Consider the following 25,002-nt stretch of genomic DNA (forward strand, 5'->3'; position numbering starts at 1 on the left):
CTAAAATAGCTTGTCACAGTTTTTCTGAGTTCCTCACTGTAGTAGTCCGCGAGTCTTGGAAACGCGGGTTGCTAATCAGTTTATTAAGGCATTAAGCTCCACACAATTTATCCGCTGGCTTATGCCTGACCTCATTAGGGACACTAAGATGTCTGGGGAGCCGGAAACAGCCGCTTACCCTGATGGCGCGTATGTCTGTAGATTGTTGAGGCTTGATAAGTGTTTATTTAAGAACTTAACGTATGAAACAAGGAAAACATCAAAACTGTTTCAAGGATCTTAAAGCCTCAGGACTTAAGAGTACACAGCATAGACAAGCTCAGCAGGCCTAAAACGTCTGAGATAGGAGAATTTATAAGGCCGGATAAAGTAAGCTAGTAGGTGATTTAATTGCCTGATATAGTGACTCTCATAGTTTTAGGCTTATTTGTGGTTGTCGTCCTCGTTATTATATTGACGCATTTAAAGATAGTGCCTGAGTATAAAAGGCTCGTCGTTTTCAGATTAGGAAAGATAATAGGTATTAAGGGTCCTGGGCTAGTGTTTCTGGTGCCCATAATAGACTCAGGTACTTGGATTGATTTAAGAGAGATGGTTCTTGATATACCTCCTCAGACCTGTATTACTAAGGATAACGCGCCCGTGAATATAGATTTACTAATATACATGAAGGTTTTCGACCCAGAACTTGCGGTTAAATCAGTTCAGAACTTCGTCATGGCGTCTACAGGTATAGCAGTAACTACGCTCAGGGCGATAGTAGGGGACTTGCTGTTAGATGATGTCTTAGCACGTAGAGACTACATAAATCAAACACTCAGAGCTAAACTAGATGAGGTGACTGACAGGTGGGGAATAAAGATAACTTCCGTGGAAATCAAGGAAATAAAGCCGCCGAGTGAGGTTCAGGAAGCGATGATTAAGCAGATGGCTGCCGAAAGGACTAAGAGAGCTATGATACTTGAGGCTGAGGGCAAGAAGCAGTCAGCAATACTTGAAGCTGAAGGCTATAGAGAGTCGAGAATCAAGAAAGCAGAAGGCGATATGCAGGCAGCAATACTTGAAGCCGAAGGAAAGAGGAGAGCCCTACTAGAGATTGAGGAAGCTGCTAGGCAATTAACTCATAACACACTACTCCTCAAGTATTACGAAACTCTTGAGAAGATAGCTGTTGCGCCGTCTTCAAAGATACTGATACCAATGGAGGTAAGCAAGTTCTTAACCAGAGTTAGTGAGTTTTTAGGGAAAGAATAGCGTTGAAAAGAATAATTCATTTTTAGATTATTAGTCTTCTCATTTAATAAGTTCTGGCCTCAAGTAGAGCTTCAGAGAAGAATTACTTAGATCAGGATACCTGACCTCAAGACATGCTAGAGCGCCTGGGCTTAAGTAAATTCTAAAACCGCCTAATAATTCTTGAATAACTTCTTCAAGGCTTGGTGAGTGACCGACTAGCATAACAACGTCCTTGTTGTCGAGACTCATTGAGTTAAGTAAATGTCTGAGATTATCTAAACTAAAATACTCAGGCAGTAACTCATCCCTTTGAAGGACCTCACTAACTCCCAGAATCCCGGCCACTATCTCAGCAGTTTCTAAAGCTCTCTTAAGAGGGCTGGAAACAACGTATCTAGGCTTTAGACCAAGAACACTAGCCACCTTAATTACTTGAAGACGTCCATCTTGAGTAAGAGACCTCTCGTCATCTGAGACTCCAGGCTTTTTAGGCTCGGCTTCGCCGTGACGCATTAGAGCGATTAACACGAGTGCCTGCCCTCAGAACTTTTCAAGAGCTCTCTTAACTTTTATTTCTTTCTAAAAGCTTCTAAATACTTTATTATCTCCTCATACGTTGTCCCGTTAAGTAACCCGTCATTCTTTAAGACGTTGAAGAGCTGGCGTGCCGTCATCACGTAATGATATCTCATCCCGAGAGCTCTTACCCTATCTTCAGCTCCTTGCTCTCTATCTACCACGACTAGAGCCCCTGTAGGAATAGCCCCCGAGTTTCGCAGTATCTCATATGTTTTTATTATTGAGTCACCTGTTGTGGCCACGTCGTCAACTATGAGTGAGGACTTACCCTCTACCTCTCCTTCAACCTGACTAAGCGTCCCGTGATCTTTTTTCTCGAGCCTGACGTAAGCCATGGGCTTATTAGTGACAGCAGCCACGAAAGCTGCTAGAGCCACTCCTGAAGTCGCTACACCTACTAAGACATCGTATTGTGATAAATCAACTTTCTTAGTCACCTCATATATTATCAGCTTCATTATTTTAGGATAGCTGTATATCCTCCTCATGTCTATATAAAATGGTGACGTTATTCCAGAGCTTAAGACGAAAGACCCTATCTTAACAACACCTGCTTTGTATAGTTCGTGAATTAACTCCTGCATTCTCTAACCCTCTTTTCCTGCTCGTAAATAATCTTCTTGAGAGTCTCCTTAGGGTTTGAGGAACTAGTCACAGCCCGCCCTACTATCTCGTAGTCGGCACCAGAACATATTGCACTACCTGGTTCGGCGCCCTGAGCACCAACACCTGGCGAGAGTATTCTTAATTCGCTACCAGCTAATTCTCTGACCTTACTAATTACTTCTCTCCTAGTAGCTGGTGCCACAACACCCCAGACACGTAGTTCCAAAGCCATGCTAACAAACTCACTCAAGTGTTTATCAATAAACTCTGTTGAACCCGGATGACTCATAGAAACCACTAATATCGGCTTAATCCCTAATTCCTCAGATTTTCTGACGAGAGAGTCTAGCGCTCCATACTTACCAACAAAAGCGTGAGATATCACTGCATCTACGTCTGCATCCGCTAGGACCTCAACTACGTAAGACATGATATCTCCTATGTCGGCTAGCTTAAGGTCTGCTATCAGAGGCTTACTGCTCGCACTAAATAGGTCTCTCAACTTGCTTACTCCAGTTCTTAATACTAACGGAAGCCCTACCTTAAACGAGGAAACCAACTCCTCTAAGCAATCAACACGTTCTTTAACCCAGCTCTCGAGCTCCACCCTCGGTGGAGGGTCTAACGCTACTACTACTTTACTCAAATGCCCACTTAAAAAACTACAGAAAAGCTAATAAGCTTTTAGCCGCTCGTAACGACACTACTTAAATCAACATTGATAATCTTGAGTCTAGGAGGAAGTGAAGGCTCTACAGACAGGCTAGAATAGCAAGCTGAAGACTTTCCTTAATCTATCGCTAGGCGGGTGGAGCAGGCAGGATGTTATGAGGCGAGATTCTAGTTCTGTATTAGGTCTCTCAAATATATATGTTGCTGAAGCTATCTTATTTGGGACTATGACGAGCATTACTTTAAAGTATAGCTTAGTTCTTTGGTCTGTTCTGTTTGTAGGGCTCATTATAATTTCCACGACAACTTCTATAGCTTTGCCGCAGGGTAAAGTGGGTGTTGTTGCTGAATTGACATCAACTATTGATGGGGGTGCAGTCGAGGTTGTTTCTCGCGCGGTGAGCGAGGCTGTCAGCAGGTCTTCCATATTGATACTGTATATAGACAGTTATGGGGGGTACTTAGCGGCAGCCGACTCTATAATAAAGATAGTTATGGAGTCTGGAGTAACAACATACGTTTATATACCTCCAGGAGGTAAAGCTGCTTCCGCAGGGTCTTTAATAGCTTTGTTAGGTAGAAGAGTCTTCATGGGTGAAGCATCAACTATAGGTGCTGCGCAGCCAAGTCCCTCAGACGAGAAAACTGTCAATTATGTTGCGGCCAGGTTTAGGTCTCTAGCTATTATAGCTTTTAAAGGTAACGAAACGTTAGTAAGAGTTGCTGAGGAATTCGTAACTAAGAATAGAGTTTTGAGCGCTGCTGAAGCAGTAGCACTAGGTTTTGCCGAGCCAGCTAATAGCTTAGAAGAAGTAAAGCAGCGGTTAGGACTTGACGAGCTAGTAGTAGTTGGCTATACTGCCTGGAACCACCTAATATCTGTATTCTCAGCACCTATAGTGAGCTCAATAGCTCTCATGGTAGGCATAGCCCTAATATTCGTTGAGTTCGTTCAAGCAGGTTTTCAGGGGTATGCAATCGCTGGTGTTATTTTAATTCTAATCTCGCTATACGCTATGTCAGTAGTCCCCGTGAGTTTCTTCGCCCTCTCACTACTTGTACTAGGACTTATTCTCCTTCTCATAGAGATACTGACCCCAGGATTTGGAGCTTTCGGTATAACCGGACTTATACTCATGTTTGTTGGAGTTTACGAAATAATAACTAGCGAGTCTTTCGGAATCCCGTCTACATTACCACTAGCTGTTGCTACAGGCTTCGCAATGTTGGGAGGATTAATGATTTACATAGGTTACGAGGCTGGAAAAGCAAGAAGACTTAAGACCAAGACACTCCGTGAAAAACTAGTTGGTGAAGTCGGAGTAAGTAAGACTAGATTAACGCGTGAGACTCCGGGCGTGGTTTACGTGCTGGGTGAAGACTGGACAGCATACTCTGTTGATGAAGTAATAGAGCCTGGAACTAAGGTTAGAGTAACTGATGTTAAGGGCCTGACACTCTATGTTTCCAAAATTGGTGAGTCCACTAATGAATCAAGAGCTAAACTACAAGAAAGCTAGAGAAGAATTGAGGAGGAGGATATGGGATTTAATGGAAGCAACTAACATAGCTAGATTTCCGAGACCGGTACATGGCAGAATACCGAACTTCGTGGGCGCTGAGCAGTCTGCGTTAAACCTGCTTAAACACGACTTAACTAAGGCAGTCAAAGTAGTTAAGGTAAATCCTGATGCACCTCAAAGAGCTGTACGTGAGTTAATGCTTCGCACACACGTGAAAGTCGTAATGCCAACACCAAGGATATCAGAGGGCTTCCTACTGTTAGACCCTGACAAAATACCTGAAAACATGTACGGGGTAGCATCAACTATACAGGGAGCTTTCAAGTATGGTGAACGCGTAGACCTGCAAAACCTGCCAAGAATAGACTTAATTGTGGCTGGGTCTGTTGTCGTTGACGTGTTTGGCGGGAGATTAGGTAAGGGTGAGGGATACTCGGAACTCGAGTACGGGATTCTCATAGAATGCAAGAGAATCTCTCCTGAGACCCCGATAATGACGACAGTTCACGACATTCAGGTAATCACGTATAGAATACCGCTGGAGCCGTGGGACTTCACAGTCGACTGGATAGTGACACCCACTAAAAGTATGCGGGCTAGAGGACCTAAAGTAAGGCCTAAAGGAATTCTCTGGGAGTACTTAGAAAAAGATAAGTTAGTGAAAATACCCGTACTAGGAATGTTGCTGAAACAGGGAGGTTGCTGAGAAGCTATCCCGTATTGAGGGTCATCTAGCTACACTCTCCGAAACTCTTTAAGTACTTCCTTAATCTTGTTTTATGAGGTCTTCACTTCTCGGGAGTGCGAACCTCAAGAGAGCTATAACCCCTCCAAACCCCTTTAACTTAAGGGCTAGTGGGGACTCTGCTGGAATTATCCTGACACTACCTCCTTTCTCTTCAACTACGTTAAAGATCTTCTCTATGCGTTCGTATTCGTCAGAAGTAAGTAAGTCTTCACTTACGAGTAGAATGTCTACAGCGTTGCTTAGTGCCGCGAACTCAACGTCTCTTAAACCATATGCTATCCTTTCAGGGTCTGACATAAGTAGTTTCAGGAATTTTTCTAGTATTTCTTCACCTTCAACAATCACGAACTCTTGAAGTAAGCCTTTCACAGAATCTCTCTTGAGTAGTTCTTGTATCCCTGCTCTACCACCTATAGAGACAGAGTCTGTAAATATCTTTAGTTTGCCCCTAATTCGTGTTTTAAGTTCTTTAGTTAAAGCTTCTCTGAGAACTGTGGGGGAGCCTACTATCAGGAAATCTATTTTCTCAGACTCTAAATACCTAACTACTTCCTCAGCGATTAGAGTAGCCATGCTCTCAATAGATGACTCATCATCACTCCTTATACCGGGGAGTGTTAAATCATTTAAGAATCTTATTCCCTGATCGTAGAGAATAGCTAAAGAAACCTCATCAAAATCAGCGGCTACTAGTAACGCTCTAAATCTCCTCCTATTTGAAAGAGACTCTAATCTCCTCAGCAACGCCTGACTTATTGATTCTTTAAATAAAGTTATTTCACTCCCTACATCAACGTTCAACGTGTGGTGAGAGCCTCTTAACCCATATTCTTCAGGGCCCTCGACTATAATTCCATGTATTCTTAACCTGCTAGCGAACGGTTGAAAATAAAGCTTCTCGACCTTAATAGCTAGGGTCATGGGCAGTCTCCTCTTACCCTCACCATCAACTTTCACGTCTCTTAAAGTCTTAGAGACTACGACATCTCCTGCTTTAATGATGTTTTTCAGTATCCATAAGTCATCAACATCTTCTATCCTGACCTTAACCCAACCCTTCCTCAAGTCTTTGTCAATTATTTTCAACGATTACATGACACCAAATTTATTCGGTTTAAGACTATATTAAGCAACGAATTAAGCTTCAGCGACTACATAGCTAACCTCCTCTCTCCTTTAAAGGATAGGTGAGCCTCACACTGAAGAGCGGGATTTCCAGCTGACTTAAGAGTTCTGAAGACCGTATCCTATGAATTAGTTAGGGCCGAATAGAAAGTATGAAGGAGGTACTAGTGTTCAGAGTCAAAACACTCAAGCAATATGTGAAAAGGAAGGGCGCAGGCAATCGCTTATAAGAGGATCTATATATTAAGTATGGGGTGCGCATAATGGATAACAACCTTGATTACTTCTTCTTTCCTGAAAGCGTTGCTGTAGTTGGTGCGTCTAAAACTCCTGGTAAGGTAGGTTATGAGCTTCTTAGAAACTTAGCTGAGTTCTATAAGGGTAGGCTCTATCCAGTCAATCCAGCAGCTGATGAGATCCTAGGTTTTAAAGCCTACCCGTCAATTAAGGCAATACCAGACAGAGTTGACGTGGCAGTTATCTCGGTTCCTGCTGAGAAAGTTCCTGAAGTAGCTGTTGACGCTGGAGAAGCAGGAGTTAAGGGACTTATAGTGATATCAGGAGGTTTTAAAGAAGTCGGGCATGAGGGTGTTGAGAGAGAGAAGAAGTTGGTTGATGTTGTGAGGAAGTACGGGATGAGGTTGATAGGTCCAAACTGTGTTGGGGTTTACGTCCCTAAATCTGGGATGAACACTCTGTTTCTGCCTAAGACTAGGCAGGGCTTCCCACCACACGGGCATATAGCATTTGTCTCTCAGTCAGGAGCTTTCGGGTCAGCAGTATTAGATTGGGCAGCACTGAGAGGCCTTGGAATAAGTAAGTTTGTCAGCTACGGTAATAAGGCAGACGTAGACGATGACGACCTCCTAGAGTATCTTAAGAAAGACCCTGATACGAGAGTAATAACAATGTATATTGAGGGTGTTGAGGATGGCAAGTCTTTCTTTAAGGCGTTAAAAGACACTACTCCAGTTAAGCCTGTAATTATTCTTAAGTCGGGCAGGACTGAAGCCGGGGCTAGAGCTGCTTCATCGCATACGGGGGCTCTCGCGGGTCAAGACAAGGTATATGACGCCGCTTTTAAGCAGGCAGGAGTCTTAAGAGCTTACGGAATGGAAGAACTTTTTGACATGGCTTTAGCTCTAGCTCTCCAACCACCATCACACGGTCCTAGGGTTGCTGTCTTAACTGTGGGTGGGGGTTCCGGAGTGATGGCTACTGACGCGTTATCTGATTTAGGACTTCAAGTACCTAAGCTTAGTGACAAGACTGTTGAGAAGTTGAGGAGAGTCTTGCTACCTATAGCTTCCCCCTATAATCCTGTGGACGTGACCGGCTCAGCAAGAGACGAACACTTAATCCAGGCCGCAGAAATACTAATGAAGTCTGGTGAAGTAGACATAATACTCTGGTTACCGTACTACATCGTGCCAGGCATCACAGACAAGCTAAATCCAGAATTCGTGAAACTAGTTAATGAAATTAACGACACTCTTCAGTATCCGATACCTATAGTAGGAGTAGCTACAGGAGGCTCCTACACAGTAAAATACTCTGCTGAAGCTGAGTCAATGGGAATACCGATGTACCTCTCGCCTGAGAGAGCTGCTAAAGCAGTTAAGGCTTTAGTAGATTACGGTAGCTGGCTAAAAACTGTAGGGACATTTAGCGAATACATAGAGAATCTCAGGAAAAGACAACTTTCGTAGTGGGTGCTGGAATAAATTAACTTAAGATAAGGTTTTCGAGCGTCAGCACAAATTACGTACTAGAAGATTTAGAAAAGCTTAAATAACTATATATCTATAGATATATAGGTAGATAGAATGTTCCCGAGAAGAAGTATGTTTAGAGGTTATATGAAGCTAATAACTCTTTATGTTCTGAAAGATCAGCCTAAACACGTGTATGGATTAATTAAATCACTTGAAGACTTGATTGGTGTTAGGCCAAGCACCGGAGTTATATATCCTATTCTGAAGAGCTCAATTCGTGATGGGCTAGTAAGTGTAGAGACTTTATCAACTGAAAGCAAAGAAACGAAAGTGTATAAACTGAGTGAAGAGGGTCTCAAGTATTTAGAATTGCATGAGAGTGATCTTAAGAAAGCCTTAAAACTTGCTGAGTCTTTCAAGAAGTTCAGATTAGCAGGCTGTGATAAGCTTCTTGATCTTGTTAAAGAGATAATACTGAATGCTGGGAGACTTAATGACGCAGAATTACTGGAGCTCAGAAAAGCAATAACAGAGTTCGAAGCAAGAGTTCTCGAGATATTAGTGACGTCTAGGGGTGTTTCAGAGTGAGTGAGGTAGTAGAGGTTGAGGAGCTAGTTAAACGTTTCAAGGACGTCATAGCAGTAAATAATATATCTTTCGTCGTGAAGAGAGGAGAGATATATGGGTTGTTAGGACCTAACGGTGCTGGGAAAACCACGACTATTCACATACTGACGACGCTTCTTAGACCGACATCAGGCAGAGTTTACGTGGCTGGATATGACGTGCTTAGAGAACCAGATAAGGTGAGGAGGAAGATAGGGATTGTGTTTCAAGACCCTAGCTTAGATAATCAGCTAACAGCGTATGATAATATGTACGTACATGGGAGACTTTATGGACTGAGTGGAGAGTCCTTGAAGAAGAGAATCTTTGAGCTACTTGAATTTGTTGACTTAAGCGAGTTTGCTTACAAACAGGTAAAGAACTTCTCAGGAGGTATGAGGAGGAGGCTAGAAATAGCTAGGTCGCTACTTCAGGAGCCAGAGATTCTCTTTCTTGATGAACCCACAATAGGTCTAGACCCTCAGACTAGAGCCAAGATATGGGATTATATAGTGAGCATCAAGAAAGAGAAAAACATTACTATAATAATGACAACTCACTACATGGATGAAGCTGAAGAGCTGTGTGATAGGATCTCTATAATGGATAAAGGAAAAATAATAGCTGAGGGAACTGCTGAAGAACTTAAATCGATTCTAGGCTCTGATGTAGTGTATGTTAAGTTCATGGACGGTAGTAGAGTGTCGTGTCTTGAGTCTCGCATCATAGATAGGTGCAGTAAAATTCAGGATGGTGTGCTGGAGCTAGTGGTTAAGGATGCTGCTTCCGCAATTCCTGAGATTTTTGATGTAGCCAATAAAATGAACCTCAAGATAGTTGAGGTTAGTTATAGGAGACCAACACTTAATGAAGTCTTTATACACTTAACAGGTAAGGAATTGAGAGATTCGTTAGATGAGACGCATCAAGTAGTTCCGCGAGGTATTAGGAGGTGGCAGTAATGAATGGGTTCTTGACAATGACTTACAGGCAGTTGAAGAGATTCATTAATGCTAGGTCTAGAGTACTTATGTCTATAGTCAACCCAGTCATGTGGCTAGTTTTCTTTGGTCTCGGCTGGAGCAACGTGTTTAACTTCCCTGGCGCTAAAACAATATTTGGCGGTCTAGACTACCTTACTTACTTAGCATCAGGCATGGTAGCTATGACGATAATGATGGGGTCTTTCATTAGTGGAGTCTCCGTGATATGGGATAAGCAATTCGGTTTCCTTAAGGAGACTCTCGTAGCGCCTGTTTCTAGGGCAGAAGTGATACTTGGCAGAGCTTTCGGGGACTCCCTAGTTACGGTCTCACAGGGAATTATAATACTAGTCTTGATGTATTTCATAGCCCCCCAAATTAATTTAATGGGTGCTCTCCCGGCCTTCTGCTACGGGTTATTACTCTCTATGGGTTTCACATCTTTTGGGATAATGCTTTCTTTAAAGCTATCAAGTAGTGAAGGGTTCCAAATGATAGTAAATTTAATAACTATGCCACTTCTCTTTATGAGCGGTGTTTTCTACCCAATAGATAATCTCCCTGAATGGATGAAAGTGATAGCTTACGTTAATCCAATGACGTACGCGGTAGACGGCATGAGATACTGGCTGACTAATACTTCTAGATTTGATCCTCTAATTGATGTTGGGGTGTTGAGTCTACTGACTTCCGTACTGGTCTTACTAGCTGTTAGAGTATACAGTAAAACAACAATTGAGGATTGACTCATTCTTGATTTACTAATAACGTTTTCCTTATTTCCTTTATACTGTTACCATAGAGACTAGTGCCTAGTGCAACTGTTTTGGGTTTTGTAAAGGTTTGTAATGAGTTGATGTAGGTTGCTTTATTGTGGGTTGAGCTTGCTCACGATGTGGGTGTGTAGTGAAGACTCGAGTAGGTGGGGTATCTAAAGCCAGTATGTGGGGGTTTCCCCACAGCAATGAACCCGATGAGGGTGAGCTGTGGGTGGGGTTACCCTGAACGGGTGGAGACCAATGATAAGACCTCCAATGAAAGGGGGCCTGAGGTCAGTGAAGCCAAGGGTCGATATCAAACAACATGAAACCCAAACCCTATGTACAGCCCTAACTAGTTGAGGGAATTAAGAGCAGGCTTAAGTAGTTCCTTATCCTTATTATATGTAGTGAGGTAATGCTGAAGTGCATCAACGACGAGGTCATGAATTTTTAAGAAAGTTTCTTGAAGATTCGGGTGTATGGCATCATTTCTACGAGTTTTCTGAGCATACTATGACTGTAGAGGCTGCTGCTAAGCAGTTAGGTGTAGGTCCTGAGAAGATAATTAAGACTTTAGTAGTAGTTAGTGAGAAGAACGAGCCGTTCATAGCGATCATACCCGGTAATAAAAAGCTAGATCTAAACAGACTCTCTATAATCATCGGCAGTAGGGTAAGGATGGCTAAAGCTAGAGAAGTAGAGAAGATAACTGGATATGCTGTCGGGGCTTTACCACCCGTTGGGCACGGAATAACGACGTACGTAGATAAGAGTGTGTTAGAACATGAAAGAGTGGTGGGCGGGGGCGGCAGTACTCATGCCCTAGTAGAGATAGAGACAAAAGACTTAATCAGACTCACTAAAGCCTTAGTTAGAGATATTACTGAGTAGGCTGGTAGTAGCTGTTTCTCGGTGGATGGCTATTCGTTGGCTTTCATGTTTTTCGTGTCTGGCCTCCCAGCCCTCTACTTCTCAACGGCTTATTCTTCTCTCGCCCCGCCTGCGAGAGCGCGTCTCCAGCGGTTGCCAGCAGTTCACTCATCTCATTACGACGAAGCAGGGGTGTGTTTAAGAAAACGTAGATGATCCCCAAAACATATAGGCAGACCAAACAAACATCAAGAAGAAAACATCCCTAACTTAATTTAAGGAGACTCTAATTATTCTTAGGTGATTGCTTTGGGCGGGATTTTCGGTGTAGTGTGTGCTTCTCAAATACCTGCAGGTGTAGTTAGAGAAGGGTTGAGGAGGTTAACGTATAGAGGTTATGATGGGACTGGAGTTGCTTACCTTGACGAGACAGGTAACATAATCATACGTAAGTCGCCTAAATCACTGAATGAAGCCTCCAGAGACATCAACCTAGATTACATCCCGGCGAGCATAGCATTAGGGCACGTGAGATATGCTAGTAGAGGTAGGCCTGTATACGAGAACACACACCCTCTAACTGATTGCGAAAGTAGAATAGCTGTCGTAGGTGATGGAATCATAGAAAACTTTGAGGAATTTAAGGAAGTGTTGGAAAAGAGAGGTCATGTATTTGCTTCTAGGACAGACACGGAAGTCTTCGCACACTTGGTTGAAGACCTCGTGAAAGGGGGGAATACCCTCTTAGAAGCGATTGCTAAGGCTACTAAAGAGTTGAGAGGAGTCTACTCTATAGCTCTGTTAGTTAGAGGCGTTCATAAAATATACGTAGTCAACAATGAGCAATCAATAGTGATTGGTAAGGGAGACGGGTGCTACTATATCTCAAGTGACATGCCAAGTCTCTACGGCTTTTCTGAAGACGCTCTGGTGTTGGGGGATGACACTCTAGCTGAGATAGGAGCTGACGCGATGAGGGTCTTTGACGTAAGGACGTTAAGTGAGGTTAAGGAACTCACGCATAAGAGAATCAAGTACTCTCCAGGAACCTTTGAGAAAGCCGGGTATCCTCACTACATGTTGAAAGAAATCTATGAAATACCAGAAGCTTTAATGAAGACTACCTACACCCTCATGGACAAGTACCTCAGGTTAGCTTCAATGATAATTTACGGGGCTAAGAATGTCTATGTAGTGGGTACAGGCACTAGCCTCCACGCCGGTTTAGTATCGGCTTACTACTTCAGTGAGATTTCAGATACGCCTGTTAACGTGATTAGCGCTGCCGAGTTTCCATACTACGCGTTAGATAATGTATCTACAGGAACAGTAATCATAGCTATAAGTCAGAGCGGCGAGACTAGTGACGTCATTAAGAGTATTAGGTTAGCTAAGCAGAGAGGAGCTGTCATAATTGGGATTACTAATGTGGTTGGTTCAAGACTCTCACTAGAGTCTAACGTGTATTTACCTATTGGTGCAGGTCCTGAAATGGCTGTGCCGGCGACAAAGACCTTCACCTCAACTCTAGCTACTTTAGCCATACTTGCTACTTACACAGGACTCCACACGGGCTTAGCAGAAAAGAAAGACTTAGAAAACTTATATGATAAGTTAAGGAGTTTTGCTAAAGACTTATCAAGCATGCTGCCCTTAATAGACAATAACGTTTCTGTAATTGCGGATAAACTAGTGGGTTGGGAGAGTCTCTACGTCTCTAGTAGTGGCATAAACTACCCTATAGCTCTTGAAGGAGCTCTCAAGCTCAAAGAAACAGCCTTAATACACGCTGAAGGACTACAACTAGGTGAGGTTAGGCACGGTCCTATGGTTCTAGTTAAAGAGGGTTACCCGATAATACTTATAAAGCCTGTCGAAGAAACAGCTTTAGACCTTTATAATAAGGTGGCTAAAGAAGTCCTATCTAAGGATGCTAAAGTGGTCACTATAACTTCTGACGGGAGAGGAGTTGGAGATTTAATAGAAGTACCTTATGTTGATAAAGTTATATCGCCTATCGCGACTGTCGTAGCTCTTCAGCTATTGTCTTACAGGTTAGGTAGCAAGCTTGGAAGACCTATAGATACTCCTCCAGGACTTGTTAAGGCCTTAACTACTTAAGATGTTTTGAAGACACTCTTGTTATGAAGAACAGACTCTCAGATTTGTTTCGGACGCAGTACCTATAGAAGTAGATATGACCACAGCGAAGCTATGATTATCTGTAGCGTTGTTGCTAAGAGAGCTATTCTGAGCCAGTAAGACCACCCTAGACTTATCTTGGCTCTCTCACACATCCCTAAAGCTACTATGTTGGCTGTGGAGCCTATCGGTGTGTAGTTGCCGCCTAAAGTACCCCCATATAAGAGCACCCAGAATATCGACTTAGAGTTTGATAGACTACTCACTATTTTAGCTATCGGAGTCATCGCTACTATAACAGACAAATTATCAAGTACCGAACTAAGTGTTGCTGCTAAAGACAAGAAGATTATGTAGAGGAGGCTGTAATTTATGCCAGAGTTGCTAGCAACAGTTGATAGACTTAGGTAGGCTATCTTGGGTGCGGCACCGCTCCAAAGCAGGGAGTGACCTAACATAAATAAAGCTATGAAGAATAATATAGAAGGCCACTCAACACCTCTAGTTATGAAAACTTCTAATTCTTCAGCTCTAATTTGAGTTAATGACAAAAGTATAAATACGTAGGGAGTAAATGAGAGAAGAGAGTGAGGGTCTACGTAAGAAACACTCACTAATGATATTAGTTCTGAGAGGGGGCTGTTTAAGGCTATCGCTGTCAGGAAGCCTATGAGTAGGGCAATACCAAACTTAATAGCTCTACGCTCCTGCAGGGTCAGGTCAGCAAATGATTTAGTCTTTATAGCTTCTATGTCTTCCTTAGTTAACTTGAGAAACAGTCTTGATAAGTAACTCCTAAGTATGATGTATGATGCTGACGTCATTACTAACAAGGTAATGAATGAAAGAGGTAGCGCTCTATAGAGAAACTCGCTGACAGTAAGTTGAGCTTCGTAAGACACGTATATACCTATAGGGTTACCTACTGGTAACGCCATACTACCAGTGTTAGTGGCTAGAACTGCGAGTATTATTAGGGGTCTCACATCGTATTTAGTTATTTTCCTTATGTCGAGAACTAGCATGATTACGTAAACTATGCTAGTTACTTCATCTACTGTTAATGCTAGAAACCAGGCGAAGAGAGACAAATATAGTACTAGAAGTTGTGGCGAACCCTCACTTAAACTCAAGATCTTAAGTGCTATATACTCGAATACTCTTAGCTTGCGTAGTATGTAAGCAAAAGTCATGCTGCCTATTAAGAAGAGGATTAGTCTCCACTCAACACCAGATATTAGTTCTTGAGGAGGAATCACACCAGCAAAAACTAGCAAGGCTATTGAAAGAAAAGCAGCAGAATACCGTAACTTCATGGAAGTTACTGTGAGACCCACTACTAACAAGAAGAGACCGAGTGATAAGACTTGGTGGTAAATACCACTCGGAGAACTCAGCATTTCCTCGCATGTAGCTAACGCATAATTACCTCTTGTGCTACACCAAAATTTAATTACTTCTTCTCCTAAGGGGGTGTGAGGTATAGTAGATGAACTCATGAGTAAGTACGAGAAAAGAAATAACGTAGCAACCAGTACGATTACTTTAAAAGAAAATCTCACATGAAACACCTGACATTTTAAGCTTTATTTAGGCGGGGGCCATCTCCTATCAAAATAGATGTTCTTAGATGTGGCTGAGAGAGGTATTCCGAAAGCGTAGTCAGTTTTAATTAAACCTAGTTCTTGCGCGGCTACACCTACAGTAAACATCACTCTGTTGTCTACGTTATGTAGTGATGAAGTCTTAACAGCAGACCCTATTGCTATACCTAGGTTTACTAGAGAGCACACTAAGCCGGCATCAAGTCCCCAATTCTTAGGATTTTTAAGTCCTAAATCCACGATCTTACCACCTATCAATACTACCGCAATACTGTTTCTCACGTTCTGAGCATCTCTGAGAAAGAAATCTCCAAAATCTTTTGAGAGTTCTTCCATTTTACTAGCTAGTAACTCGAGTTCCTCTCTAGTATTAAGAATCTTAACCTCAATATTATCTACGCCTCTGGCCTTAGGAGCTGTTCTAGCAGAGAGTGCCATCATCTTAGCAACTTCAAGAACACTTTCCTTCAGAGCTTCCTCAAACTCTATCATGAGTAAAGCACCATATCTAGATTTAGTATAAATATAAATTTAAATTATGTTTAAGTAATATTCGCACAACGATTATGTGTTTTGATTTCCTTTTATTCTAAATAGATTAAAAGACTTCTTACGGATTCTCTTACGGGGTCGTGGTCTAAGTCTATGATTGAAGGCAGGCTATATCGGTCGCTCACTGAGCAGGACTCAGTAGTATGCCTGGTTTGTGAGAGAAGATGTGTGCTGAGGAAGGGTGTGAAAGGTCTTTGTGGGAATTATGTTAACCTAGACGGCAAACTGTATTCAATAGGGTATGGAAAGTTAAGTGCTGTTGAAAGCAGACCTATAGAAATAAAACCCCTCTTTCATTACTGGCCTAACAGCACTGCATTGACATTTTCTGGTTTTGGATGCAATTTTTACTGTCCTTGGTGCCAGAATCACTTCCTGAGTTTTAGGCATCCGGGTGACGAACCTCTAGTACAGCCATCATACCTAGTTAGATTAGCTAAGTCTCTAGGAGATGAGGGGCTCTCAGCAAGTTTTAATGAGCCTACGATTAATTACGAGTATTTAATAGATGTTGCTACGCTAGCTAAGCGTGAAAGTCTTTACTTAACTATAGTGACTAACGGGTACCAGAGTTTAGAAGCTCTAAATGAGTTAATAGAGTCTGGGTTCGACGGCTGGAGTATAGACATAAAGGGATGTCCTAACATGAAGAGAGCGTTGCCCAACATAGACCACAACAAGATCTTTAGGAACGCGAAGTTAGTTCTTGACAGTGGGGGGCACGTGGAGATGGTTTACCTAGTAGTAACTAAGACTAACGATAGTGAGGAATGCGTAGACTGGATTATAGACAAGCATGTGAGTGAGTTAGGACCCGAGGTCCCTTTACATGTGAACAAATATTATCCAGCACATAAATGGAGAGAAGAGCAGACTCCTTTAAGGAAGCTTCTAGAGATACGCGATAAGGCTAGGAAAGAAGGAATAGAATACGTGTATGTAGGTAATGTTGGAATCCCTGAACTTGAAACGACTAAATGTCCTAAATGTGGTAAAACCCTCATAACACGCTATAATTATAGAGTGATTGAGTTTAACTTAGTGAGAGACGGGAGTATCTACAAGTGTCCTCGGTGTAATACTCGGATACCGGTCAGAGGCAACTACGTGGCAGGCAAATAAGGAAGTAGGTTCTTTCATTGACGTGATATAAGATTTAATAGTATAGAGTAAATAGGTGGTGAGGGGGTGAATAATAAAGTAGTAGTCTTGGATAAGTGGTTTTCTTTTGGACCTGCCCTAACTAATGCTGAGTTCAGCAAGTTAAGTAGAGAGTATACACACGTGGTTGCTCTAACATACCCTCACGAAGTTAAGTATGACGTTAACTTTCTGAAGAGCTTAGGTATTGAGGTGTTAGAGGTTCCAGTTCCTGACTTCAGGTCTCCGCCACTACTCGATTTAGCATTCATTGTTGAGTGGATTTTAAGCAGGATTGATTCAGGCGGCAGGGTATATGTTCATTGCGCCAGAGGTTACGGGAGGTCTGCCACGGTAGCTGCAGCGTACCTTATCCGTAAGCACGGGAAAAACTGGCTAGAATCAGTAGATCGAATAAGAAAGCTTAGGGAGGGATCTTTAGAATCTGTTGAGCAACTCTCAGTATTGAAAGCTTACGACACCTTGCTAAGGTATTTAAACCCTGCTGAACTTCTAAACTCGCTTAAGTGTCAAGACAAGCAATCTAGAGATCACGTGTCGAAAGTACTACAACTAGGTCTCAAAAATTCTGACGCGATAGCTTCACTCACTAAAATACCCCAAGATCTGCTTATTCAAGAACTATTCAGTAGCGTCAATCAATACCTTAATTCTCAGAAACTAGGATGCATTTTTATGAAACTCCCAAACATAAGTAACTTAAATTTAAATCAACTAAATAACGACTTAGCAAGCGTCCTTAAAACGTACGCTGAATTATTCATAGTTGCTGACGAGCCAAGAAATCAATGCGTTGAGGATTTAGAGATAAGAACTGAGGGGAACAACTTAGTAGAAGCAGTACTTTACTGTAGTGCTGACCTCATGTCTTCATGCAGTATAGTTAAGAGGCGTGTAGAAAACTCACTATCTAAGATGTGTGAGGTGCTTGGATATAGTGTTAAGACGATAACGCTGGGTTTCCTCAATATTAGGGCGAAGTTTCTCGGATTAAGTCAAGCGTCTCTTAAGACTCTCAGCCCCGCCAATGAATGAGTATGCTTTAAATCCTTTCTCACGCAGTCTTAAGGCTTCTATATAGCTTCTATTCCCTCTATCACAGTATAGGACTAATGTCTTGTCTCTTAACCCTTCTAAGTTGATGTTTTCGTAGTGTAGAGCTCCTGGATAGTGCCATTCAAGATACGCGTCTAAATCACGAAGGTCTATTACTACCGCATCTTCAGGTATGTGCTCGATGACAACAGTCTTATCAGGCACTACGTCATCAAGACTAGAAGTCCTGACCTCAAGAACTCTGAGAGTCTTTAGAGTCTTAATTACTAGGTCTTCAGGAAGCTTCATAAATTCGCTACGTAATTCCTCGACAGTCACTTTAGTTCTGACTCGTGAAGGGGCTATCGAGCAAGGCTCACCCACCATAACTGATGTCTCGTAAGTACCTATCTTCTTAGAGATACTAACTATCTCTTCTTTATCAAGACCTACAATGGGTCTTAAAACAGGGAGCTGTAAACCAGACACTGCCTGTGCAGCACTCAAGTTAGCTAGTGTTTGGCTTGATGTTTGACCAATGGACTCGCCTGTTACGACGGCGTCATAACTTCCAGCAGCTATTTTGGATGCTAGGTGATACATCAGCGTTTTCAGAACTACTTGCCTAAACTCCCACTTCACGTCTGTCCTAATATAGTCTAGCGCGTTAGTTAAGTCAACCAAGTAGAATCTCGGGTTATGTCCGTAGAACCAATTATAAGTGAGTGTCTTAGCTACTGTGAAAGCCAGGCGGGTTGCGCTAGGAGAACCCATAAAGAAGTGAAGAAAGTCTATTTTAACTCCTCTCTTAGCTGTAAGCCAGGCGGCCACGGGTGAGTCTATTCCTCCAGAAAATAGGGAGAGAGCACGGCCCTCAGTACCTATAGGTAGCCCCCCTACTCCAGTAATTAATCTCTTGTAGAAGTATGCTATGGGACCTCTGATCTCTATGTTTATCTCTACCTCAGGATTTTCAAGATCAACTCCTGCCGAGTATGGTTTCAGGAAAGCACCTAACTCCTTAGCTACATCAAGTGACGTAAACGGGTGAGTACCGAATCTCTTAACTCTAACAGCAAACTTTTTACCAGTAACTAGACTTGTCGCATGCTCGCCTACCTTACTAACAAGGTCTCTCAAGTCACTGAAGTTTATTAGATCAACCTCACCTACTTTCATCACGCCGAAAACTTTACTTAAGTCTTCTAACACGTCTACATCGGATTCTAGGAAGATCTTCGCGTCAATAATTTTAAAACTGTAGTTAGTAGAGCCATACTCTCGAAGAACTTCACTTATGTTCTTGATTAATGTCCTATAAAATCTTGGCCTACTACGCCAAGACTTAAGAGGGAGTTCCCCAGAAACAGTTATTAAGTATTTGTAAGACATTGTTCTATATCCTACTTAATGTCTAGTTAGACACCTAAAACTTCTTTAAGCAGTGCTGCTCTAACGTACATGCCGTTCTGAGCTTGCTCAAAGTACTTAGCTTGCGGTAACGTATCAACATCTGTCGTTATCTCCCACACCCTAGGTAGAGGATGCATTATTATTGGGATCTTCTTATGTTTTTCTAGTAAGCTCCTCGTAATTACGTAAGAGCCCTTAAGTCTCTCATACTCTTGCGGATCTTCAAATCTCTCCTTCTGTAACCTAGTGACGTATAGCACGTCAAGCTTCTCAATAACTTCCTCAACATTCTCAACTAAGTAGTAGTTGAGCTTCCCTTCAATCTTCTTAAGTATTTCTTCCCTAACCTGAAGTTGCTTAGGTGCTATGTAGTAAATCGTTATGTCATTGAATCTTGTGAGCATGTATGAGAGTGAGGGTATTGTTCTGCCGTACTTCAAGTCTCCCATTATTCCTACAGTAAGACCGTCTACCTTACCAAACTCTCTCCACATAGTGTAGACGTCTAGCAATGCTTGCGTCGGGTGCTCGTTCGTCCCGTCGCCGCCACTTATTATTGGTGCTTTAACAAAGTCTTTAACGCTGTGGGGGAAGAAGGGTCTGCTATGTCTTATAACTATAACGTCAGGTCCGTAACCATCTAGTATCCGCATAGTATCTTCTTCAGTTTCTCCCTTCTTAAGACTTGAGACTTCCTCTATGAAGTCGATCACTAACCCTCCTAACCTAGTCATGGCGAACTGAAAACTTATTTTAGTTCTTGTGCTAGGCTCAAAGAACGCTGTAATCATTACCTTACCCTTAGCGTAGTCTAAGGTGCCCTTGCTAATTATTTCTCTCTTAAGTTCCTCTGCAAGCTCGAAGAGCCTAATAAGATCGCTTCTCTCGAAGTCAAAAGCTGAAACTATGTCTCTTCCTTTTAGGGAACTCATGACTTATCACATAATAGTATTCACACTTAAGATTAAAAATAAGTCTTAGTTTGGGGACATAGCTTTTCAGGGCGTGTAGAAGTACTTCACGTATGATATATAGTAGCCGGCAACTATGGCTGTCCCTATTACTCCAGCAACGTTGGGTGCTAGCGCGTGGAAGAGCACGTAAGTAGACGGGTCTACCGACTGAGCTTCTCTCTGAGCTACTCTAGCAGATATTGGTACGGCAGAAACGCCCGCGCAACCTATGACAGGGTTTACTTTACCTTTAGTTACTATGTTGAGTAGCCACGCAAAAGCTATGCCGCCCACCGTAGACACTGCGAAGGCTACTAGACCAAGACCGAGGATCACGAACGCCTTACCTACGAACGCTAAGTATGCTTCAGCTGTCTGGACCTCCACGAATTGACCCAGGAAGTCGTAGGAGAGAGTTGACCCAACACCAATCATTGTTAATATGGTAGCCGTATCTAGGAGTGGGTCTGCTATAGTTTTGCCATATCTTGCGACAACTTCACTGATTCCCGACTCCTTCACAATATTACCTAAGGCTAATGCAGCTACTAGAGGCAGAGCTGCCGGCACTAAGAAAGCAATCACTAGAAGCACTATGAACCAGAAGATTATTATCTCGCTTGAAGAAACTTCTCTAGGCTTAGGCATCTTCATGCCCCTAATCCTACGAGGTACGAGTGCCCTAACTATAGGTGGCTGTATTATAGGTACTAAGGCTATGTAGCTGTAAACGGCTATAGTCAGAGGACCTATGATATTAGGAGCTATGTTTGTTGCTGTATATATGGTTGTTGGTCCGTCAGCACCTCCTACGACACCGATGGCCAGAGACTCTGGTAGTGTGAAGAAACCTGTAGTTAAGGCTATTAACGTCACGACGGTAATGCCTAACTGGGCTGCCGAACCTATTAAAGCACCTACTGGGTAAGAAAGTAGTGGTCTAAAATCTGATATAGCTCCTATACCAACAAATATGAGTATAGGTCCTATCTCTGTCCTGACAATGAGGTGGTAGACCCACGCTAGAAGAGCTGTCGATTCAGGAACACAAACTCTAATGAGGGGGCCTGCGCTCGTTGAGATATTATATACTTGTACGAGTCCTGAAACACTGCTTAAGCCACTACTTACGAACTCGCTAGTCGTGAAAGATTCACACACATACTTAGCTAGATGCAGAGCCGGAGCATTAGCTAAGACCATTCCAATACCTAAAGGAATCATTAGCAAGGGTTCTATCTTCTTAAGACCTAGAATAAGTAGAGCAAACCCCCACACCAGGAATAACAACCTAATGGAGAGCTCTACAGGATCTCCAAGTTGCAGTCCCGGCAAGATGAGCGAGAGGTCCACACTCATATAGCTCACTAAATAGAAGTTAATCGTCAAGTATAAAAATACGTTAATTCCCACAAGAAGTAAGGATTGCTAGTTAGGTGTTCGGAGCGCCAATCATCAGTGCCTACACCATCAGTCTCCACCCGTTCAGGGTAATCCCAATCCATAGCTCCTCACTAGGTTCACAGCTGTGATGAAGCCCCCATATCTCGGTGTACTCGTGGCGAATGCATGGATACCAAACCTTATAAACCTTCACGAAACCAGAAACAGTTGCGTTAGGCTCTCTTCGTGATTGAGGAGGTCTCGCTATTCAGGAACCAGTCTTAATAATAGCTCTCGAAGAAACTAGTGTTGTTGTTAATATGGAGACTAGAGTTGTTGGCAAGCCTCCTAAGGTTATTAAATAACCGGACATTAAAGCACCCACCATGTTCGAAAACTCAGATACTATTGAGTATGTTGACGGGTTACTAGCTAGTGATGCCTCTATATAAAGAGAATATAACTTAGTATCTAAAGCTATATTGAATAAGTAAGTTAATGTTAATGCAACTATTAATTCATAGCTACGTGTTAAGAGAGAACTTACTAATAGAGTCATTATTAAAAGTCTGAATGCCAGTACTATCATTGCTAGTTTCTTGCCCAAGTATTTAGGAAAGAAACTCAAAGAGATAGAAGCTACTATCTTCGCGAGGCCGTAGATAGCTAGCACAGAATCGCTACTCAATCCTAAGACTCTAAGGAATATGAACGCTAGAGGAGTAAAAAAGAAAGAGTTGCTCAATCTAAAACCGGCAACAGACGCTAGCACGTCACCAATAGTTAGAGTGTGTCTAGTTTCTAGCATGCGTGAGAGCATTCTCGCTTTAGAAGGCGTGTAAAGCGGTTCATAACCTATAGACGAGAGAATACTGACTGTTGAAAGCGATGAATTAATGTTCTTCTCTGCTCTAAAGAGGTCTCTAGAAAAAGATAACTTGCTAGACGGCATGAATAAGAGCAGAAAGATGCTCGTTGTGAGGAACGCGGCTGAAAGAAGAGTCACTGAGTTAACCAATGAAGCTAGCGAGAAGAAGGAAGTGACATAAAGAAAAACTCCCTCGAAAAACATAGAAAATTGGAAGAACACCCTGTTAGTACTATCCCACTCCTCACTTTCTAAGCTATTAAGTATTGTTATTGAGATACTATTCCTAATTAAAGCCACACTAAGTGAGTGGAGTACTTGAGATATAAGAAGATAATAGAAATCCCCGAGCGTGAATAAGAAATAGAATAACAGTAACGTAGTTAATACCGAGGTAACTACTAGAGGTCTAGAACCCTTATTCTCAGCTATTCTTGAAGCAAGTCTTGAGGCTACTACGTATACAAAAATCCACAAACTACTAAGAAGTCCTAAAGTCACGGCGTTAACTTTATAATAATTAATTGCTATTAAATCAATAACTATATCGCTAAGCCCTAAAAACGCGACATATACGGATGAAAGCAACAGCCACACTAGTTATGACTCCCCTTAATAGATCTGAGGAGTCATAACCGTTTTAAAGAGTTTTCCTATTATTTAAGTCTCTGTGTGGGTGCGGGTATTAGCCACCCTCATATAGTGGCGGCATTAGGGTAACTTTATCATTATTTTTTAGAGTCTTGCTTAATGTAGCTTCCTCATCATTCACGAAGATCTGTATCAGGGGTACGAAATTCACGAGCTTCTTGAGAGAGGGTCTCGTAGAGCTTAGGAACTTAATCAGGTCTTCTACGGTAGTATTATCTGAAGGCACTTCAACAACTTCTGTGTGAAGACCTATTACTTCAGCCAAAAAGCCTATGTAAGTCACTCTCACTTTAACCATTAAAGCTCCTCCTACTCCTAATATGCTTAACACGCTTAAATCCTCCTCTACTGAGGCTCAAGCAAATTAAGGAGCTTACGTGCTCAGTGCTCGAGTCCCCAATCATCTTTCAGCGGAGTTCAACTCATCATAGCATATAGTTATTTCTTTGAAAACTAATATTTCTGTTAAATCAACCTACGCGGAATTACGTGCCAGCTATTTTAACCTTACTAAACTTCAGTGAGGGTGCTGAGACCCCATACTCTATTCTCAGATCTCTTCCTACAGCTTCTATGTGGTGTTTAAGTAGCTCGTAAACGTTTGCGGTGATTACCGCACCCTTAATAGGCTTGACTAGCTTTCCTTCACGGACTAGATAAGCGTGTGTTATAGTAGCGTTTAAGTGTCCGCTCACTGGATTAGAGAGCCACTCACCTATAGTATCCATTACCAGCACTCCCTCTCTCGTCTCACTGATTAACTCGTCTAATCGTGCCTCACCAGGCATTAAGCGCAGGTGGTGTGGTTGCGGTACTGGAGCTGTTGAGAAGGTTCTTGAAGCGTTACCTGTAGATTCCTTGCCTTCTTTTAAGGCTGTGTAAGTATCGTAGAGATACGTTTTGAGAACGCCTTTCTCGAAGAGAATAGTGTTTCTTGTTGGATGACCTTCGTCATCAAAGGGTTTAGAACCTAATACTTCAGGTGAGGCTCCTAAGTCCACTATGCTTACGTGCTCAGAGACTAGCTCTTCTCCTAGCTTTCCAATAAGTGGGGACCTGCCCTGCTGGACATTTAAAGCCGAGATTGCAGGAGCAATCATGACAGGCACTATAGAGCTCACTACACGATTAAACAGGATTAGTTCGTAGGTGCCGCTAGGAAGTTCTTGCGCGTAAATAAATTCCCTAGCTCTACTTCCTGCTTCAAAACCAACTTCTTTAGCTCTTAACTTCTTATAGCTTCTCTGGATGTCGTGCTCACTATATGTTCCTGTCTTACCCCCTTCATCAACTCTAGCGTAAATATAAAGACTTGATATCGTCTCAGATCTAGTTAGGGGACCTCCATAGCAGTTCATGTAGGTAACCTCAATAGACCTAGCTGACACAGCACCCCTAACAGGTCTCGCACCTCCGTACCCCTCTTTAACCGATTCAAGAAGTTCTGTAGCTACCTGCTTTAGATCCTCGGGTGTCGCATATGCAGTATCTTTATCAAATAAGTCATCTACATGAGTCTGCGAAACCTTCTTATTCATGCTAATCCAGTTAGGGTCGGGAGAACTAACTTTGGCGATGGATATAGCTGAATTTAAAGATTTTTCGATACTCTCGCTACTTAGGTCTTGAGTGCCCACGATAGCAACGGATTTGTTGACAACCACTCTCATACCTAATGAAGAGAGCTTGATGAACTTAGAAGTTTCAATCACGTCTGATAAAGTGAGTGAGGTCTCAGATATTCTCGCTAGATATACCTCTACTTCAGAAACTCCTAAGTCTACAGCCTTCCTAATGATTTTTTCTAGGTCCATAA

At 42.4% G+C, this 25,002-nt stretch carries 24 protein-coding genes; 12 read left to right on the forward strand and 12 right to left on the reverse strand.

Annotation, left to right across the window (positions count from 1 at the left end; translation table 11 throughout):
* Positions 1-121: 121 nt before the first annotated feature.
* Both QXL29_02085 and QXL29_02090 read left to right on the forward strand, forming a co-directional pair.
* Entirely contained in the window at positions 122-283 is a 162-nt protein-coding gene (locus tag QXL29_02085) for a hypothetical protein (GenBank protein MEM2283380.1), read from the forward strand.
* A 107-nt stretch (positions 284-390) separates the two neighbouring features.
* The gene (locus QXL29_02090; protein MEM2283381.1) at positions 391-1,254 is read left to right on the forward strand and encodes an SPFH domain-containing protein; all 864 of its coding nucleotides are present in this window, start codon (positions 391-393) and stop codon (positions 1,252-1,254) included.
* A 39-nt stretch (positions 1,255-1,293) separates the two neighbouring features.
* Here the strand turns inward: QXL29_02090 and QXL29_02095 are convergent, their stop codons facing one another.
* From QXL29_02095 to pyrF, 3 genes are read right to left on the reverse strand one after another with little or no spacing between them, the layout of a single operon-like run.
* A complete protein-coding gene (locus QXL29_02095; GenBank protein ID MEM2283382.1) occupies positions 1,294-1,749 on the reverse strand; it encodes a histidine phosphatase family protein in 456 nt (151 codons plus the stop codon).
* Between the two features lie 56 nt (positions 1,750-1,805).
* On the reverse strand, positions 1,806-2,399 hold the full coding sequence (pyrE, locus tag QXL29_02100; GenBank protein MEM2283383.1) for an orotate phosphoribosyltransferase: 594 nt from the start codon (positions 2,397-2,399) through the stop codon (positions 1,806-1,808).
* Positions 2,387-3,067: an orotidine-5'-phosphate decarboxylase gene (gene pyrF / locus QXL29_02105; protein MEM2283384.1), complete on the reverse strand. Its 681-nt coding sequence runs from the start codon at positions 3,065-3,067 to the stop codon at positions 2,387-2,389. The genes pyrE and pyrF overlap by 13 nt, the downstream gene beginning before the upstream one ends.
* A gap of 181 nt (positions 3,068-3,248) precedes the next feature.
* On the opposite strand from pyrF, the gene QXL29_02110 reads away from it, so the two are divergent.
* Both QXL29_02110 and QXL29_02115 read left to right on the forward strand, forming a co-directional pair.
* Positions 3,249-4,613: an NfeD family protein gene (locus tag QXL29_02110; protein MEM2283385.1), complete on the forward strand. Its 1,365-nt coding sequence runs from the start codon at positions 3,249-3,251 to the stop codon at positions 4,611-4,613.
* The gene (locus QXL29_02115) at positions 4,582-5,322 is read left to right on the forward strand and encodes a 5-formyltetrahydrofolate cyclo-ligase (protein MEM2283386.1); all 741 of its coding nucleotides are present in this window, start codon (positions 4,582-4,584) and stop codon (positions 5,320-5,322) included. Before QXL29_02110 ends, QXL29_02115 begins: the two co-directional genes overlap by 32 nt.
* A gap of 60 nt (positions 5,323-5,382) precedes the next feature.
* On the opposite strand, the gene QXL29_02120 is transcribed toward QXL29_02115, so the two are convergent.
* On the reverse strand, positions 5,383-6,450 hold the full coding sequence (locus QXL29_02120; GenBank protein ID MEM2283387.1) for an mRNA surveillance protein Pelota: 1,068 nt from the start codon (positions 6,448-6,450) through the stop codon (positions 5,383-5,385).
* 302 nt (positions 6,451-6,752) lie between these two features.
* Between QXL29_02120 and QXL29_02125 the strand changes: the two genes are divergently transcribed.
* The 6 genes from QXL29_02125 (at position 6,753) to glmS (ending at position 13,545) form a co-directional block, all read left to right on the forward strand.
* The gene (locus QXL29_02125; GenBank protein ID MEM2283388.1) at positions 6,753-8,198 is read left to right on the forward strand and encodes a CoA-binding protein; all 1,446 of its coding nucleotides are present in this window, start codon (positions 6,753-6,755) and stop codon (positions 8,196-8,198) included.
* 117 nt (positions 8,199-8,315) lie between these two features.
* Positions 8,316-8,792 (forward strand): PadR family transcriptional regulator, encoded by a 477-nt coding sequence (locus QXL29_02130; protein ID MEM2283389.1) that lies wholly within the window; start codon positions 8,316-8,318, stop codon positions 8,790-8,792.
* Positions 8,789-9,772 carry an ATP-binding cassette domain-containing protein gene (locus tag QXL29_02135; GenBank protein ID MEM2283390.1) on the forward strand — a complete coding sequence of 328 codons (984 nt, stop codon included), beginning with the start codon at positions 8,789-8,791 and terminating at the stop codon, positions 9,770-9,772. Before QXL29_02130 ends, QXL29_02135 begins: the two co-directional genes overlap by 4 nt.
* The gene (locus QXL29_02140) at positions 9,772-10,539 is read left to right on the forward strand and encodes an ABC transporter permease (protein ID MEM2283391.1); all 768 of its coding nucleotides are present in this window, start codon (positions 9,772-9,774) and stop codon (positions 10,537-10,539) included. The genes QXL29_02135 and QXL29_02140 overlap by 1 nt, the downstream gene beginning before the upstream one ends.
* Before the next feature lie 438 nt (positions 10,540-10,977).
* Positions 10,978-11,445 carry an aminoacyl-tRNA deacylase gene (locus QXL29_02145; GenBank protein ID MEM2283392.1) on the forward strand — a complete coding sequence of 156 codons (468 nt, stop codon included), beginning with the start codon at positions 10,978-10,980 and terminating at the stop codon, positions 11,443-11,445.
* A gap of 279 nt (positions 11,446-11,724) precedes the next feature.
* Positions 11,725-13,545 (forward strand): glutamine--fructose-6-phosphate transaminase (isomerizing), encoded by a 1,821-nt coding sequence (glmS, locus tag QXL29_02150; GenBank protein MEM2283393.1) that lies wholly within the window; start codon positions 11,725-11,727, stop codon positions 13,543-13,545.
* A gap of 62 nt (positions 13,546-13,607) precedes the next feature.
* Here the strand turns inward: glmS and QXL29_02155 are convergent, their stop codons facing one another.
* Together QXL29_02155 and QXL29_02160 are read right to left on the reverse strand one after the other, a co-directional pair.
* Positions 13,608-15,065, reverse strand: a complete 1,458-nt coding sequence (locus QXL29_02155; GenBank protein ID MEM2283394.1) for an SLC13 family permease — start codon at positions 15,063-15,065, stop codon at positions 13,608-13,610.
* Positions 15,066-15,152: 87 nt separating this feature from the next.
* Entirely contained in the window at positions 15,153-15,662 is a 510-nt protein-coding gene (locus QXL29_02160) for a DUF2148 domain-containing protein (protein ID MEM2283395.1), read from the reverse strand.
* Positions 15,663-15,890: 228 nt separating this feature from the next.
* Between QXL29_02160 and QXL29_02165 the strand changes: the two genes are divergently transcribed.
* A complete protein-coding gene (locus QXL29_02165) occupies positions 15,891-16,844 on the forward strand; it encodes a radical SAM protein (GenBank protein MEM2283396.1) in 954 nt (317 codons plus the stop codon).
* Positions 16,845-16,910: 66 nt separating this feature from the next.
* The gene (locus QXL29_02170; GenBank protein ID MEM2283397.1) at positions 16,911-17,918 is read left to right on the forward strand and encodes a dual specificity protein phosphatase family protein; all 1,008 of its coding nucleotides are present in this window, start codon (positions 16,911-16,913) and stop codon (positions 17,916-17,918) included.
* Here the strand turns inward: QXL29_02170 and QXL29_02175 are convergent.
* The 6 genes from QXL29_02175 to QXL29_02200 all read right to left on the reverse strand — a co-directional run bounded on the left by QXL29_02175 (position 17,874) and on the right by QXL29_02200 (position 25,000).
* Positions 17,874-19,310 carry a THUMP domain-containing protein gene (locus QXL29_02175; GenBank protein ID MEM2283398.1) on the reverse strand — a complete coding sequence of 479 codons (1,437 nt, stop codon included), beginning with the start codon at positions 19,308-19,310 and terminating at the stop codon, positions 17,874-17,876. The two genes, QXL29_02170 and QXL29_02175, sit on opposite strands and share 45 nt — an antisense overlap.
* Positions 19,311-19,336: 26 nt before the next feature.
* A complete protein-coding gene (gene pyrB, locus QXL29_02180; GenBank protein MEM2283399.1) occupies positions 19,337-20,263 on the reverse strand; it encodes an aspartate carbamoyltransferase in 927 nt (308 codons plus the stop codon).
* A 66-nt stretch (positions 20,264-20,329) separates the two neighbouring features.
* Positions 20,330-21,643 (reverse strand): sodium ion-translocating decarboxylase subunit beta, encoded by a 1,314-nt coding sequence (locus tag QXL29_02185; protein ID MEM2283400.1) that lies wholly within the window; start codon positions 21,641-21,643, stop codon positions 20,330-20,332.
* A 292-nt stretch (positions 21,644-21,935) separates the two neighbouring features.
* Entirely contained in the window at positions 21,936-23,123 is a 1,188-nt protein-coding gene (locus tag QXL29_02190) for a hypothetical protein (protein ID MEM2283401.1), read from the reverse strand.
* A 97-nt stretch (positions 23,124-23,220) separates the two neighbouring features.
* Positions 23,221-23,484, reverse strand: coding sequence for a MoaD/ThiS family protein (locus QXL29_02195; protein ID MEM2283402.1), 264 nt, complete (start codon positions 23,482-23,484; stop codon positions 23,221-23,223).
* Positions 23,485-23,671: 187 nt separating this feature from the next.
* Positions 23,672-25,000, reverse strand: coding sequence for a TldD/PmbA family protein (locus QXL29_02200; GenBank protein ID MEM2283403.1), 1,329 nt, complete (start codon positions 24,998-25,000; stop codon positions 23,672-23,674).
* Positions 25,001-25,002: the final 2 nt, after the last annotated feature.

Source organism: Zestosphaera sp. (genome assembly GCA_038843015.1).
GTDB lineage: Archaea > Thermoproteota > Thermoprotei_A > Sulfolobales > NBVN01 > Zestomicrobium.